Source organism: Paracoccus angustae, from assembly GCF_042648745.1.
Taxonomy (GTDB): domain Bacteria; phylum Pseudomonadota; class Alphaproteobacteria; order Rhodobacterales; family Rhodobacteraceae; genus Paracoccus; species Paracoccus angustae.
Genome location: NZ_JBHRXY010000004.1, coordinates 106,060 through 121,453, shown reverse-complemented (window position 1 = coordinate 121,453; position 15,394 = coordinate 106,060). Strand labels below are relative to the sequence as shown.

At 67.8% G+C, this 15,394-nt stretch carries 10 protein-coding genes; 7 read left to right on the top strand and 3 right to left on the bottom strand.

From position 1 onward, the window contains the following. Positions 1-17 precede the first annotated feature (17 nt). Complete coding sequence (locus ACFOM8_RS07665) at positions 18-6,248, bottom strand: hypothetical protein (protein ID WP_377760844.1); 6,231 nt, start codon at positions 6,246-6,248, stop codon at positions 18-20. Between the two features lie 497 nt (positions 6,249-6,745). Here ACFOM8_RS07665 and ACFOM8_RS07660 point away from each other — a divergent pair, with 497 nt between their 5' ends. Continuing rightward, the gene (locus ACFOM8_RS07660) at positions 6,746-9,034 is read left to right on the top strand and encodes an Orn/Lys/Arg family decarboxylase (RefSeq protein WP_377760842.1); all 2,289 of its coding nucleotides are present in this window, start codon (positions 6,746-6,748) and stop codon (positions 9,032-9,034) included. A gap of 412 nt (positions 9,035-9,446) precedes the next feature. After that, the gene (locus tag ACFOM8_RS07655; protein ID WP_377760840.1) at positions 9,447-9,578 is read left to right on the top strand and encodes a hypothetical protein; all 132 of its coding nucleotides are present in this window, start codon (positions 9,447-9,449) and stop codon (positions 9,576-9,578) included. A 206-nt stretch (positions 9,579-9,784) separates the two neighbouring features. Here the strand turns inward: ACFOM8_RS07655 and ACFOM8_RS07650 are convergent, their stop codons facing one another. Continuing rightward, on the bottom strand, positions 9,785-10,669 hold the full coding sequence (locus ACFOM8_RS07650) for a helix-turn-helix domain-containing protein (RefSeq protein ID WP_377760838.1): 885 nt from the start codon (positions 10,667-10,669) through the stop codon (positions 9,785-9,787). 53 nt (positions 10,670-10,722) lie between these two features. On the opposite strand from ACFOM8_RS07650, the gene pobA reads away from it, so the two are divergent. Then, the gene (gene pobA / locus ACFOM8_RS07645; protein WP_377760836.1) at positions 10,723-11,892 is read left to right on the top strand and encodes a 4-hydroxybenzoate 3-monooxygenase; all 1,170 of its coding nucleotides are present in this window, start codon (positions 10,723-10,725) and stop codon (positions 11,890-11,892) included. On the opposite strand, the gene ACFOM8_RS07640 is transcribed toward pobA, so the two are convergent. Then, positions 11,886-12,788, bottom strand: a complete 903-nt coding sequence (locus ACFOM8_RS07640) for a LysR substrate-binding domain-containing protein (RefSeq protein WP_377760834.1) — start codon at positions 12,786-12,788, stop codon at positions 11,886-11,888. The genes pobA and ACFOM8_RS07640 overlap by 7 nt on opposite strands. Positions 12,789-12,876: 88 nt before the next feature. On the opposite strand from ACFOM8_RS07640, the gene pcaD reads away from it, so the two are divergent. Genes pcaD through pcaG form a run of 4 tightly spaced genes read left to right on the top strand, consistent with a single transcriptional unit; the run spans position 12,877 to position 15,368 of the window. Continuing rightward, on the top strand, positions 12,877-13,662 hold the full coding sequence (gene pcaD / locus ACFOM8_RS07635) for a 3-oxoadipate enol-lactonase (RefSeq protein WP_377760832.1): 786 nt from the start codon (positions 12,877-12,879) through the stop codon (positions 13,660-13,662). Then, the gene (gene pcaC / locus ACFOM8_RS07630; protein ID WP_377760830.1) at positions 13,659-14,042 is read left to right on the top strand and encodes a 4-carboxymuconolactone decarboxylase; all 384 of its coding nucleotides are present in this window, start codon (positions 13,659-13,661) and stop codon (positions 14,040-14,042) included. The genes pcaD and pcaC overlap by 4 nt, the downstream gene beginning before the upstream one ends. Further along, positions 14,039-14,767 carry a protocatechuate 3,4-dioxygenase subunit beta gene (gene pcaH / locus ACFOM8_RS07625; RefSeq protein WP_377760829.1) on the top strand — a complete coding sequence of 243 codons (729 nt, stop codon included), beginning with the start codon at positions 14,039-14,041 and terminating at the stop codon, positions 14,765-14,767. Before pcaC ends, pcaH begins: the two co-directional genes overlap by 4 nt. Before the next feature lies 1 nt (position 14,768). Next, the gene (gene pcaG, locus ACFOM8_RS07620) at positions 14,769-15,368 is read left to right on the top strand and encodes a protocatechuate 3,4-dioxygenase subunit alpha (protein ID WP_377760827.1); all 600 of its coding nucleotides are present in this window, start codon (positions 14,769-14,771) and stop codon (positions 15,366-15,368) included. Positions 15,369-15,394 lie beyond the last annotated feature (26 nt).

Genomic DNA, 15,394 nt, shown 5'->3' with positions numbered 1-15,394 from the left:
CGGCGCGCCGGGCAGAGTCAAACGAAGCTGCCGCCCAGAACCAGGTGGCTTTCCTCGAGATCCGCAAGCAGGATGTCGGCCAGGAACAGCTTCTGCGTGGCCGAAAGGGCCAGTTCGACCCCTCCTGCCGCCTGGGCGAAGCCTGCGAGGGCCTGGGCCGCGGTGGCGAAGGCGGTGCCGACCAGTTCGATCCGGTCCGCGGCCAGGGCGAAGTCCAGAACCACGTCCGACCCCGCCCCCGGTCCGAACACGAAGGTATCCGCCCCCGCCGCGCCGAACAGGGTGTCGTTGCCGCCTGCCCCGTCAAGGCGCCGCCCCTGGTCCGACCCGATGATGACATCGTTCCCCGCAGTGCCCGCCACGGCCGCGCCCGCCCGGAAATCGACCGAGGCGCTGTGATTGCCGGTCGCATCGAAGGCCAGCGTCAGCCGGTCCCCGGCAAGCGCGCCGCCGTCTGCCCCGGCGGCCACCACCGAATTGCCGCCCCAGGTCCGAAGGTCGATGCCCACTGTGCCGCTGCCGAAGAAGCTGAAGGCCAGATCCGTCCCGTCGCCCATGACCGAGATCAGGTCGGCGCGCATCGGCAAGGCGTCGATATGGGTGACATCGGCAACCGCCGGGCCTTCGGCGATGTCGAAGGTGCCGCCGTCGCGGTCCACGAAGACCTTGGTGTCGCTGAAGGCATACCAGGATCCCGCATGGGCGATGGTCCGGCCTTCGCCCAGTTCCAGCGCGAAGGTGCCCAGGTTGCTGCCCGTGACCGTGGCGCGGACGCCGGCGGCGGTATCGGCCATCTCCAGATCGGTGGCGGCAAAGGTCTGGATGCGGCGGGCCAGATCGGCGCCGGTCACGAATTCGGTGCCGCTCGCATGGGCGCGGGCGATGAAGTTCGTGAACATCTGGAGGGTGTAGCCGCTGTTCACGCCCCCCGTGGCCCATTCCGTCGGACCGTAATCGTGCCACGGAAAATGGATGATGGGGGTCGAGCCCTTGCCGGTGATCTGCTCGAACTCGGCCGCCCATTTCGCCTCGGCCTGGGCGGGGGTCAGGTTCTGGAACTCGATCAGGCTGAAGTCGAACGAAACGTTCGGCGCGAAATAGACCTTGTCCGTGTTGGCGGGATCCAGAAAGCCGAAGGCGCCCGGATAGCCGGCGCCCACGCCCGAATAGCCGCCCGTCAGGTAGCCGAGATATTCCATCATCCCCAGCGACGCGTCCATCTTTTCGGGCGCGCCGGGAACGGCGCCGCCCAGGCCGGTCAGGCCCAGTTCGCGTTCGATGATCTGGCGCGAATAGTCGAACTGGAAGCGGAACGAATATTCCAGAAGCGCCTGCTGGACCGGGCTGAGGCTGGACCGCGACACGGGGCTGGCCCCCGCCGGGTCGGTGGCGGCAAGGGCCGCGGCAAGCTGCTGGTTGATCTGGGCCAGCGTCAGGCCGCTGACAAGCGGCTGAAGATCGGGGTTGGCGACGATCTTCTGGACCCGGATGGCTTCCGTGATCACGTCCGGCAGCAGCAGGTTCGTGTCGTGGGGATGGGTGAAGGAATGGGTTCCGATCTCGTTCCCAAGCGCCAGGAGGCGCTGGTAATAGGGGCGCGAGACCGACCAGTCGGTGTCCTGGAACTCGGCCGGATTGGCGCCGATGTTGACGTAATAGGATCCGACAAAGCCGAAATCCTGGTACCATTGCTCCACGATCGGGATCAGCTTGTCGTAGATGCCCGGGTTCTGGGTCACGACATCGTAGATTTCCTGTGACTGGTCCATGTCGTTGCGCGAGAGGAACAGCGAACTGCCCCGCGTCATTTGCAGGGAAACCTCGGGGGCGTCCCCCTGGGCGGCCCATTTCATCGCCTCGTGCAGGATGTTGTTGTTGCCGAACACGGCGTCGGTGGCGAAATGGACGTTGCGCCCGCCGGTCGTGGTGGCGATGACCGCGGACAGATCGGCGCCGTTCACCGTCTGGGTGAACAGCGTCTGCCCGCTGCCCGAAACATCCCGGAAGGTCTGATAGGAGGTGTTGGCGTAGGAACCCACCAGTTCGTTGGCGGTGTAGTCGTCGGACACCGGGTGGCCGCCCGTCCCGGCCCGCAGCGTGACGCCGCCGGTGGCGCCGAACCCGTCCAGCGTGACCCCCAGGATCGACTTCATCCGGGCATAGGAGTCTCCGGCGATGGCGGCTCCCGTCTCGGTGTTGGTGAGAAAGTTGCCCATGGCGATCATGCCGATGCCATAGTCCTGGCTGGCGCTGGCCAGCGTGTCGGCGATGCCTTGCAGCAGCGACGACCGGACGTGGCTGAAGCCCGGAAACACGATGGCGTCATAGCCCGCGAGATTGGCGATGTCGGTCAGATCCGCCTCGGACAGGATGTCGAAGGGAATGCCCGCCTGCATCGCCTGGTGCTGGGCCGCCATGAACAGCTGGCCATAGGCGGTCTTGTCGAAGTAATTGCTGGCGGTGGTTTCGGAATAAACGATGGCGATGCGCTCGGTCGGGTCCACGGGCAGAAGCGGGGGCTTCTCGCCGAAGGTCAGGCCGTTCGAGTAATCCCCGGGCAGGAAGACGCTGTTGTTGACATCGACAAAGACCTCGGCCCGCTTCGCCCCGCCGACCAGCAAGGAAGGCAGCGCGATCTCGACCGTGGAATGGGCCGGGTTGAAGACGAAATCCAGGTGGGCGACAAAGGTCTGCCCGGCGCCGCCGGTATACAGCGCGGGCCGCCCGTCGGGGCCGAAGTTGATGTTGTATTCGGCCCCCGCCGTTCCACCGAAGACCTGAAAGCCCGTCGCCTTGTTCCCGTCCGTGTTGAGCCAGACGGTCGTGTTGGCGTCGACGGTGCCGCCGTCGGCCTGGATGGCGATCACAAAGGCGCCTTCCTGATAGGTTCCGCGGACGGCGTAATCGACGCCGCCTGCGGATTGGCTGGACAGGACGCTTGCGGGCGTCCACTCTGCGGTGGACCCGTCCAGGGTGACGGACCCCCAGCTTTCGTCCACGTCGCCGATGCCGATCGCATGGGCCGCGCTGCCCTCGGCCATGCCGGGGGCGCCGATCGTGGGATCGTCCACCTCGACGGTCAGCTTCAGTTCGCGGATCGTCTCGAAATCCAGCGCCGTGCCGGCCTTCAGATAGACCTCGCGCCCGACGATCTCGAACAGATCCGCGTGATCGCCCGCCAGGCGCAGCTGGTTGGCGCCGATCCCGTCGTCGGTCACTGTGATGGTGGCCACCTTGATGGGCAGCCGGGTATCGGCGTTTTCAGGAAGCGCGAACTGGACCGGCGACAGGTCGACCGAGGGGGGCTTGTTCTCGCCGAACAGCAGGCCGGTCGTATAGTCGCCGGGAATGAAAACGGCATTGTTCACGTCGGCAAACAGTTCCGCCTGCCGGGCGCCGCCGACAAGGCTTGCGGGAAGCGCGATCTCGACGCGGGTGCGGTCGGCGTTGAAGACGTGATCGAGATCGGCCACAAAGGTCTGCCCGTCGGATCCGCGGTAAAGCGCGGGCCGCCCGTCGGGGCCGAACTGGATGTGGTATTCCGCGCCCGCCGCCCAGTCGAACACCTGGTGGCCGGTGGCGCGGTCAAGGTCGGTGTTCAGCCACAAGGTCGTGCCGGGACCGATGGATCCGCCGCTGCCGGACAGGCCGATAACAAAGGCGCCGTCCTGGAAGGTGCCGTGCAGGGCATAGCCGCCGCCGCCGGCGAGGCGGGTCGAGGCGTCCCATTCGCCCAGCGACCCGTCCAGCGTGATCGTGCCCCAGGTTTCGTCCACGTCGCCGATGGCGATGGTGCGGGTCGCGCTGCCCTCGGCCATGCCGGGCGCGCCCAAGGTGGGATCGTCTACCTCGACGGTCAGGGACATTTCGCGGATCGTCTCGAAATCCAGCGCCGTTCCGGCCTTCAGATAAACCTCGCGCCCGTCGATCTCGAACAGGCCCGCGTGATCGCCCGCCAGGCGCAGGTCGTTGGAGCCGATGCCGTCGTCGGTCACGGCGACGTCGGCTACCTTGACGCGCAGCCGGGTGTCGGCGTTTTCAAGCAGCGACAGCAGAACCGGCGTCAGGCTGACCGAAGGGGGCAGGTTTTCAACCACGTCCGTCACGGCGATGGTCAGGCCCGCGCTGGCCTCGACCGAGCCGGGGGCGCCGATGGCGGGATCGTCCACCACCACGGTCAGGGACAGCTCGCGCAGCGTCTCGTAATCCAGCGCCGCCCCGGGTTTGAGGAAGATCTCGGTTCCCACGATCTCGAACAGGTCCGCATGCGGGCCGGTCAGGCGCAGGTCGTTGGCGCCAAGCCCGTCGTCGGTCACGATGACGTCGGCCACCTTGGTCCGGGCGGCGGTGTCCTCGGGCAGGGCCGACAGCACGTTGGCCAGGGCCACCGCCGTGGGCGGCTGGTTCGCGGGGGCATCCGCGTCGGACCGTTCAAGGACCAGATCCTGGACGTTGAAGCCGGTGCGCCCGACGCCGCCGATGGTGATCGAATCGCCCGCGCTGGCCGCATGGGCGTCGAAGAATGCGTCGATGGCGGGGCCGCTGCGCGCGATGCCGTTGACGGCAAGGGTCTTCGCCTGAAAGTCGATCACAACCGCGTCCCCGCCCGCGAGGTTCAGCGACAAGGCGGCGTCCTTGGTGGCCGCGACGGTGTTGCGGTAGGTGCCCCCGACCACCGTGTCCCCATCAAAGTCGAACGCCACCTCGACCGCCTTGCCGGGCTGCGCCGTGTTGACGACAAACGACACCCGGTCGAGTTCCTGGGCGACGCCGGCGCGGTCGCCCAGCGTCCAGGTCAGGCTGTCGCCGGCCCTGCCGCCCGCGCCCTGGATGCCGAAGCCGTTCGTCTGGTGAAAGATCAGCGTCCTGTTCAGATCCAGCGCGCCCGCCGTGTTGGCCTGGACCCATCCGTGGGCGGTGATCCTGACCGGATCCTCGGCGCCGTTGAGGTTGGTCTGGTTGACACGGCCCGCGGCGTTCGCCGCCCCGCCCAGGACATGCCCCTTTTCGCCGACCTCCAGCTGGCCGTCGCCGTTGCCCGCGATGGCGACAAGCGCCTTGTTCCGCAGGGCGGTGCCCGCCCTCAGGTTCGCGGCGGTGATCGGATCGGGCGCGGCGGCGGGCGTGGTGCCCAGCTGGGCCAGCGCAAAGCTGATGCGCCCGTCGCCCTCGATCGCGTCGCGAACGGTCACGGAAAGGCCGCCGGACGAATCGGGGCCCGCGCCAAGCGCCGGGTCATCCACCTCGACCCGGACATCCAGCCGAGGGTTCGTCTCGAAGTCGAGCGCGGCGCCCGCCTTGAGGAACAGTTCCTTGCCCACGATCTGAAACAGATGCGCGTCGGCCCCGGTCAGCGTCAGGTTGTTGGTGCCCAGGCCGTCGTCCACAATCTCGATGTCGGCGATCTTGATCGGCGCGGATGTCGGGGCGTTCTCGAAAAGCTCGGCCATGGTCGGCGTCACCACCAGATGCGGCGCCGTGTTGACCGGCGCGCCCCGGTCCGACCTGTCAAGCACCAGATCCCTGACGGAAAAACCCCTGAGGCCACCGACGGTGATGGCGTTCTGCGGGCTGGCCTGATACCGGGCGAAGAACAGGTCCACGTCGGCGCCCGACCGGGCCAGGCCGTTCACCGTCAGGGTCATGGCGGCGAAGTCGATGGCGACCGCGTCGCCATGCCGGGCCTGGAAGGACAGCGGCGCATCGACCGGCGCCGCCTGGCTGCCCCGATAGGTTCCCGAGGCGACGGCATTCCCGTCCAGATCCAGGAAAACGGCAACCGGAGCGGTGGACGTTCCGGTGTCCACGACGAAGCTGACGGCATCAAGATGCTGCGCCACCCCCGCCTTGTCGTTCAGCGCCCAGGTCAGGCTGTCCCCGGGCCTGCTGCCCGGCGTGCCAAGCGAAAAGCCCCGATCGGCGGTAAAGACAAGCGCCCTGTCGAGGTCGAGCGCGCCAACCGTCTGACCGTTCTGCCAGCCATGCCCGCTGATGCGCACCGGATCCTCGATGCCGTTGAGCGTTGCCGAGCCTTTCATCCCGCCGCCGGCGCTTCTGGCCGCCGCCAGCACATGCCCGTCCTCGTCCGCCTCGAGCACGCGGTCGCCGTTTCCCGCGATGGCCGCGAGCACCCTCTTGTTCAGGGCGGTCGTTCCCCCGACATGGGCCGTGCCGAACGGGTTCGGCGCCGTGGCCGGGTTCAGGCTGGAGGCAAGCTGAACGGTGGAAAAGCTGATGCGGTCGGCCATTGCGCTTCCTGGTGTCGGGGTGGATCCACCCGGGTGGTGTGTGCTGCGGGCGCAGGATCCCGGGATTTGTTCGGCAAGCCAGCCCGCGACGCCGCGGCGCCTGCTTGTGGACGGACGCGCATCGGCCCTTGCCGGGATGCCCCGAAACCACGGGGGATCGGTCTGATAGTCGTGCGGAGCTTTGCAAGCCCTGGCTTTTTCCGGCGCCGTTGGCAGGGCGCCGTTTTCGCGAAAGACCCAAGCCCCGCAGGTCGAATGTCCTCTTGCAGGCTCGGGACCGTCAAGAAATCATCGGGTGTATCCACCATCGGCTAGTCCCCGGCGGCCGGGCCGAGGCCGCGGCGGGGCCTTACGCCTTTCGGATAGGGCCGGGCCGCAAGGCTCCGATCCGCCGCGACCGGCGCCGCCCGGCGCCCTGGCCCCGACGACTTGGCCTTGACGGGGGGGTCCGCACTGGAAAGAACGGGCATCGGCGATGCTGATCAAAAGGACAGCCAATGAAATTCCGATTCCCCATTGTCATCATCGACGAGGATTTCCGGTCCGAAAACACCTCGGGCCTGGGGATCCGGGCCCTGGCCGACGCCATCGAGCGCGAAGGGTTCGAGGTTCTGGGCGCGACCAGCTATGGCGACCTGTCGCAGTTCGCCCAGCAGCAAAGCCGCGCCAGCGCCTTCGTGCTGTCCATCGACGACGAGGAATTCAGCCCCGGTCCCGACCTGGACCCGGCCGTCCTGAGCCTGCGGTCGTTCATCGAGGAGGTGCGCTGGAAGAACGCCGACGTGCCGATCTTCCTCCATGGCGAGACCAAGACCAGCCGCCACCTTCCGAACGACATCCTGCGCGAGCTGCACGGCTTCATCCACATGTTCGAGGATACGCCGGAATTCGTGGCCAAGCACATCATCCGCGAGGCCAGAACCTATCTGGAAGGCATCCAGCCCCCGTTCTTCAAGGCGCTGCTGGATTACGCCGAGGACGGTTCCTATTCCTGGCACTGTCCCGGCCATTCGGGCGGCGTGGCCTTTCTGAAATCGCCCATCGGCCAGATGTACCACCAGTTCTACGGCGAGAACATGCTGCGGGCCGATGTCTGCAACGCGGTCGAGGAACTGGGTCAGCTTCTGGACCACAACGGCGCCATCGGCGCGTCGGAACGCAATGCCGCGCGGATCTTCAACGCCGACCACTGCTTCTTCGTGACCAACGGCACTTCGACCTCGAACAAGATGGTCTGGCACCATGCGGTCGCGCCCGGCGACGTGGTGGTGGTGGACCGCAACTGCCACAAGTCGATCCTGCACGCGATCATCATGACCGGCGCGATCCCGGTCTTTCTGCGGCCCACCCGCAACCATTGGGGCATCATCGGCCCCATCGCGCACGCCGAGTTCGAGCCGGAATCGATCCGCGCCAAGATCCGCGCCAACCCCCTGCTGGAGGGCGTAAACGCCGATGCGGTCAAGCCGCGCATGATGACGCTGACGCAATCGACCTATGACGGCGTTCTCTACAACACCGAGGAAATCAAGCGGATGCTCGACGGTTATGTCGAGAACCTGCATTTCGACGAGGCCTGGATCCCCCATGCGGCCTTTCACCCCTTTTACGGCGCTTATCACGCCATGGGCCGCAAGCGCGACCGCACCCGGCACGCCGTGACCTATGCCACCCAGTCGATCCACAAGCTGCTGGCGGGGATTTCCCAGGCCAGCCATGTCCTTGTGCAGGATTCCGAGGAAACCAAGCTGGACCGGCACCTGTTCAACGAATCCTATCTGATGCACACCTCGACCAGCCCTCAATATTCGATCATCGCCAGCTGCGATGTGGCCGCCGCGATGATGGAACCGCCGGGCGGCACCGCCCTGGTCGAGGAGTCGATCCTGGAGGCGCTGGATTTCCGCCGCGCCATGCGCAAGGTCGATGCGGATTTCGGCGACAGCGACTGGTGGTTCCAGGTCTGGGGCCCCGAGGCGCTGGAGGAGGAAGGCATCGGCCGCACCAAGGACTGGGTGCTGCGCCGCACGGACAGCGAGGGCGTGCAGCGCGACGGCGAGGACAGCTGGCACGGCTTCGGCGACATGGCGCCGGGCTTCAACATGCTGGACCCGATCAAGGCCACCATCATCACCCCCGGCCTGGACATCGAGGGGCGCTTCGACACAACAGGCATTCCCGCCTCGATCGTGTCGAAATACCTGGCGGAACACGGCGTGGTGGTGGAAAAGACCGGCCTTTACAGCTTCTTCATCCTGTTCACCATCGGCATCACCAAGGGCCGCTGGAACACCCTTGTCGCGGCCTTGCAGCAGTTCAAGGACGATTACGACCGCAACCAGCCCTTGTGGCGGGTGATGCCGGAATTCTGCGCCAAGCACCCGCGTTACGAACGCATGGGTCTGCGCGACCTGTCCCAGCATGTCCATTCGCTTTACGCGAAATACGATGTCGCCCGGCTTTCGACCGAGATCTACCTGACCGACCACCATCCCGCGATGACGCCGACCGAGGCCTTTTCCCACATCGCCCGGCGCAAGACCGAGCGCGTGCCCATCGACGACCTGGAAGGCCGGATCACCACCAGCCTCGTGACCCCCTACCCGCCCGGCATCCCGCTGCTGATCCCGGGCGAGACCTTCAACGCCAAGATCGTGGACTATCTGCGCTTCAACCGCGAATTCGCGCGCGAATGCCCGGGCTTCGAAACCGACATCCACGGCCTTGTGCTGGAGGCCGGGCCCGACGGCGTGGTGCATCACTATGCCGACTGCGTGGCTCCGTGACGGCGGACCGGAATGCGGCGCGCATCCACGGAAAGGCGGCGGCCATCCGCTTGCGGACGGTGCGCAGGGCGCCCGCGCCGATGACGGTGCCCTGGGCCTGCCGTCCGATCGGCACCTCGGCGGCGCCGATGGGTCAGGAAGCGGCCGTGGGGCGGCAGCACCGCCAGATCCGCGGGCGGGCTGCCCGACAGGGTGCAGCCGGCGGCCACGCCGGCGGCGCCAAAGACGCCGATGGACGCGTGGCAGCGATGCGGGATGAAGCCCCGGGTGCCGACGGTCCCGCCCTGCGCGGGGCCGAAAAGGGTGGAACCGCGCGGCCGGCGCGCCTGCGAGGAAAAGATCGGGGAAGGCGCAGGCCGCCGTCCTGGCGGCGCGGCAGGCCGTCCCGCATCTGGCGCCCGGCGCGCTCTGGTTGGACGGCAACAGCCGCTTGCCCGGCGCCAAGCGCCGCGCTGCCGCGACCATCAAGGCGGCGGGCGGCGGTCATGTCCACGTGGCGATCATGGCGCCCGTTTATACCCGGATGCACCGCACGCCGCTTTGATCGCCGGACCCCATGCTCGAAAGGCCTCGGCATTTCTGGCCGTCTCCGGCCGCTGCCGCGTCCCGGATTCGCCATGGCCTGGGTGACCGCTGGCCGCGAGACATGGTTCAGTTCCGCCGCGCACGGCACCGAATGGCTGCGGCCAAGCGCCGGACGGTCCTGCGGCGTTTCCCGTCACGTTCCCGTTCCGCGCAGCCGCGCCCGTTTCAGGCGAACCGCAGCCGATAGTCGGACGGGCTTTGCCCTGTGACGGCGCGGAACCGGCGCGAGAAATAGGACGGGTCGCCGAAGCCCAGCCGGTAGCCGGTCTCGGCCACGGACAGGCGGGTGAAGGCCAGCAGGCGGCGGGCCTCGGTCATGGTCAGGGCCTCGATGTGGCGCGACGCGCTGACGCCAAGCGCGGATCGGCAGAGACGGTTCAGATGGCCCGGCGTGATCGCCAGGGCGGCGGCGTAATCGGCAGGCCCCCAGCCGTCGCCCATGTGCCGCACGACCAGCCGGTCCAGTTCCGCCACGCGCCTGCGGGCGGGCGGCTGGACATCCCGGCCGCCCTGCGCCGCGGCTTGCGCCAGGGCCACCAGCAGCGCATGGGACAGCGCCACCAGCAGGCTGGCCCGGAACGGCCCGGCCGCGGCGAAGGCAGACTGGATCTGGCCGCACAGGGCGTCGACGCCCGCGTCCAGGGGCGTCACAAGCGGCTGCGCCAGGATCCGCGCCGGGCCTTCGGTTGCGGCGATCCCCTGGGACAGGATCGCCCCGGGAAAGGACAGGACCAGCCCCTCGGTTCCCTTGGCGAAGCGGAAGCCATGCACGAATAATGCCGGGACGAACAGCACCTGCCCCTGGGCCAGATCGAAGCCTCGTCCGTCCAGCCGCACCTGCGCCCTGCCCTGGCGGATGACGAACAGTTGCGCCATGTCGTGATGCCGGTGCGGGCCGATGGTCCAGTCGTGCAGCCGCGCCCGGTCCCACACGCGTTCGCAATGAACCACGTCGGGAAAGGCGCCGGTTTCGCCGAACAGGGTGAAGGCGGGAATCGCGGATTGTGTCGCCATGCCCGAAAAATACCAGCCGCCGCCGGTCCCGTCCATTCGCGCCGGGCCGCGCAGCGGCTAAGCGGCACTCGGAACAGGGAGGAACGGGCATGGACACTCAGGTCGTCATCATCGGCGGCGGGCCCTCGGGGCTGCTCTTGTCGCAACTGCTGAACCGGGCGGGGGTCGCCACGGTGATCCTGGAACGCGGCACGCGCGAACGCGTCCTGTCGCGCATCCGCGCGGGCATCCTGGAATGGGGCAGCGTCGAGATGCTGCGCGAGGCGGGCGTTTCCGCGCGCATGGACGCGGAAGGCATCCCCCATGACGGCACGCTGATCACGGACGCGGACATGGTGGTCCATGTCGACTTCAAGCGCCTGACAGGCAGGCGGGTCATGGTTTATGGCCAGACCGAGGTGACGCAGGATCTGTATGCGGCGCAGGACGCCATGGGCACACCGATCGTCCACGGAGTCGAGGACGTGCGCATCGCGGATCTGGACGGCCCGGGGGCGGCGGTCGAATACACCCTGGATGGCCAGCGCCGCCGCCTGACCTGCGCCTTTGTCGCGGGCTGCGACGGCTTTCACGGCGTTTCCCGCAAGACCATCCCGGCAGCCAAGCGCCAGGAATTCGAGCGCGTTTATCCCTTCGGCTGGCTGGGCATCCTGTCGCGCACGCCGCCTGTGGCCGACGAACTGATCTATGCCAATTCGCCCCACGGCTTCGCGCTCGCCTCCATGCGCAGCGAAACCCTGGCGCGCTATTACGTGCAGGTGCCGCTGACCGACAGGGTCGAGGACTGGCCGGACGACCGCTTCTGGGCCGAGTTCAAGCGCCGCATCCCGTCAGATGCCGCCGCCCGTCTGGTGACGGGGCCGTCCATCGAGAAGTCCATCGCCCCCCTGCGCAGCTTCGTCAGCGAGCCGCTTCGGTGGGGGCGTCTGTTCCTGGTGGGGGACGCCGCCCATATCGTGCCGCCGACCGGGGCCAAGGGGCTGAACCTGGCGGTGTCGGATGTCTTTTACCTGCATCAGGCCCTGATCGCGGCCTTGAAGCGGGGCGACACGGCCGGGATCGACGCCTATTCCGCCCGCGCCTTGGCCCGCATCTGGAAGGCCATGCGCTTCAGCTGGCAGATGACGACCATGCTGCACCGCTTCGAGAACGAGGACAGCTTCGCCGCCCGGATGCGCCGCGCCACCCTGGCCCATCTGGCCGCCTCGGAAACCGCGCAGCGCGACCTGGCCGAGAACTATGTCGGCCTGCCCTACTGAGCGGCCGCTTCCAGCGCGGCGATCAGGGCTTGCGCCTCGGGTCGCGGATCGTCGCCCTCGCGCAGGGAAATGCCCACCGGCCCGCCCAGCAATTCGTTGCGGATCGGCAGGATGACCAGGGCGCCCGCCTCGATCTCGGGGCGGACCACGCCTTCCGAGATGAACCAGACCGTATCGGATCGCGTCACCACCTCGCGCCCGAAGGCCAGCGAGACGTTCTCGAAGGCGGGCTGCGGGTCGGTGATGCCCACGGAATGCAGCCAGCTTCGCACCGACCCCGAGATCATCGCCCCCGCAGGCGGCAGCATCAGCGGATGGCGGGTCAGGTCGGCATGGTCCCAATCCCCCCGCAGCAGGGGATGGCCCGCGCGCACCACCGGCACGACGCGTTCCCAGTAAAGGCGGCGAAAGCCCAGGCCTTCCGTGTTGCCCGCGGGCGGCATCCGGCCCACGACCAGATCAAGCTGGCCTTCGCGCAACAGCGACAGCAGCAGCCAGTTCGGCCCCGTCATCACGTCCAGCAGCACGTCGGGCCGGCTTTCCCGGAACGCGAGCGCCGCGCGCGGCACCAGGCCCGTCGCCGCCGTGGGCAGCACGCCCACATGCAGGCGGGGCCGTTCGGGCGGGGGCGACAGCACCAGCTTTTGCGCGCGCTCCAGATCGGCCAGGGCGGTGCCCGCATGGGCCTGGTAAACCCGTCCCGCGGGCGTCAGCACCAGCTTGCGGCCGGATCGGTCGAACAGCTGCACCCGCAGGATGTCCTCCAGCTCGCGGATGGTCTTGGATGCGGCGGGCTGGCTGACATGCAGCGCGCTTGCCGCCGCCGACAGGCTGCCCAGGCGGGCGGTTTCCAGAAAGCAGCGCAGGTGGCGCAGGCGCAGGTGGGAATGCAGCATGGATAACTTGCAGGTTATGACGGCATTGCATCATTATAATTTTCATTCGCAGCCCTGTCATGCCATAACCGCGCCAAGGGGGAAAACGATGCAGACCATATCCACATCCGGCATCACGCTGCACATCCGCGACGAAGGCCCGCGCGACGGCCGCGCGGTCCTGTTCGCCAATTCGCTGGGCACCGACCTGCGTGTCTGGGACGCGCTGCTGCCGCTGCTGCCCGCGGGCCTGCGGATCGTGCGCTACGACAAGCGCGGCCACGGTCTTTCGGACGCGACGCCCGCGCCCTATGCGATGGACCGGCTGGTCGCGGACGCCGAGGCGGTCTGCGGCGGGCTTGGCCTGCGCGACGTGACCTTTGTGGGCCTGTCCATCGGCGGGCTGATCGGTCAGGGGCTGGCGGCCAGGCGGCCCGATCTGGTCCGCGCCCTGGTGCTGATGGATACCGCCGCGAAGATCGGCACGGCGCAGATGTGGCAGGACCGCATCGACGCGATCACCGCGGGCGGCGTCGAGGCCCTTGCCGATCCGATCCTGGAACGATGGTTCACCCCCGCCTTCCGCGCCGCGAATCCCGGATTCGCCCTGTGGCGCAACATGCTGACCCGCACCAGCGTCGCGGGTTACACCGGCTGCTGCGCGGCCATCGCGGGCGCCGACCTGACCGACAGCACCCGCGCGCTGCGCCTGCCGGTTCTGGCCATGGCGGGGGACACGGACGGATCCACCCCGCCCGATCTGGTCCGCGCCACGGCAGACCTTTGCGGCGCGGATTTCCACGTCATCCCGGACGCGGGCCATATCCCTTGCGTCGAACAGCCCGAAGCCACGGCCCGGCTGCTGGCCGATTTTCTGGAAAGGACCGCCCCATGACCGACCGCCACGCGCAAGGAATGCGGACCCGCCGCGCGGTTCTGGGCGACGCCCATGTGGACCGGGCCGAGGCCGCGAAAACTGACCTGGACGGACCCTTCCAGGATCTGATCACCGAATCCGCCTGGGGCACCGTCTGGTCGTCCGACGCGATCACGAAACGCGAACGGTCCATGCTGACCCTGGCCCTGCTGGCTGCGACCGGCAATTTCGAGGAAATCCCCATGCACATCCGCGCCACCGCCCGCACCGGCGCGTCCCCGCGCGACGTGATGGAGGCCTTCCAGCACGTCGCCATCTATGCCGGCGTCCCGCGCGCGAACCACGCCATCAAGCTGGCGAAACAAACCTATGCCGAGATGGAGGCGGCATCCGAATGAACGATCTTGGCCCGCTGATCCCCCGCGACCGCGAGGCGCACCCGCTTGCGTATTACCCCGACTACAAGACATCGGTCGCGCGATCCCCTTACCAGCCGCTGCTGTCGCTGGAATCCGGCCCGTCCGAGGAAACCGGCCCGACCTTCGGGCATTCGAAATTCGGCCCGCTGGACAACAACCTGATCCTGAACTGGACCAAGGGCGCGGCCCCCGCCGTGGGCGAGCGCATTCTGATGCACGGCCGCGTCCTGGACGAGAACAACCGCGCCGTTCCGAACACGCTTGTGGAAATCTGGCAGGCCAACGCGGGGGGCCGCTATCGCCACAAGAAGGACAGCTATCTGGCGCCGCTGGATCCGAATTTCGGCGGCTGCGGGCGGACGCTGACGGATGAGAACGGCTTTTACCAGTTCCTGACCATCCGCCCCGGCGCCTATCCCTGGCCCAACCGGGGCAACGACTGGCGGCCGATGCACATCCATGTCTCGGTCTTCGGCCACAGCTTCGGCCAGCGCCTGATCACCCAGATGTATTTCGAGGGCGACCCGCTGATCCCGCTCTGCCCCATCGCGGCCACGATCCGCAAGCGCTCGCAGCTCGACCGGCTGGTGGCGCCCCTGGACATGGCGCATTCGCGGCGGCTGGATTTCCTGGCCTACAAGTTCGACATCGTGCTGCGGGGCCGCCGCCAGACCATGTTCGAGAACAAGCCGGAGGGAATGTGAGATGGTCCAACCGCTGAACCACCAGTCCGAAACGCCCTCGCAGACCGCCGGGCCTTACGTCCATATCGGGCTGATGCCGACCTATGCCGGAAACGCCGGCTATTACGACCACGAGATCGGGGTTTCCCCCATCGCCGACGGGGCAAAGGGCGAGATCGTCGAGATCGTGGGGTCCGTCTACGACGGCACCGGCTGGGCCTTGCGCGACGCGCTGATCGAAAGCTGGCAGGCAGACAGCACGGGCAAGTTCCCCGGACAGGAGGGCGCCGACCCCGCCGTCAGCGGCCATTGCCGTTTCGCCGCCGACGCGGTGACGGGCGAATTCACGCTGCGCACCGTCAAGCCGGGCCCGGTTCCGTCGCGCTATGGCCGGGCCTTTGCGCCGCATATTTCGCTGTGGATCGTGGCGCGGGGCATCAACATCGGCCTGCAAACCCGCATCTATTTCGAGGACGAGGACAACGAGGGCGACCCCCTGCTGTCCCGCATCGAGCAGCGCCCGCGCGTGGACACCCTGATCGCCAGGAAAACCGCCGAGGGCCGGTATCGCTTCGACATCCGCCTGCAAGGCGAGGGCGAGACGGTGTTTCTGGACATCTGACCGCAGGATTTGACAAAAGCGGCGCG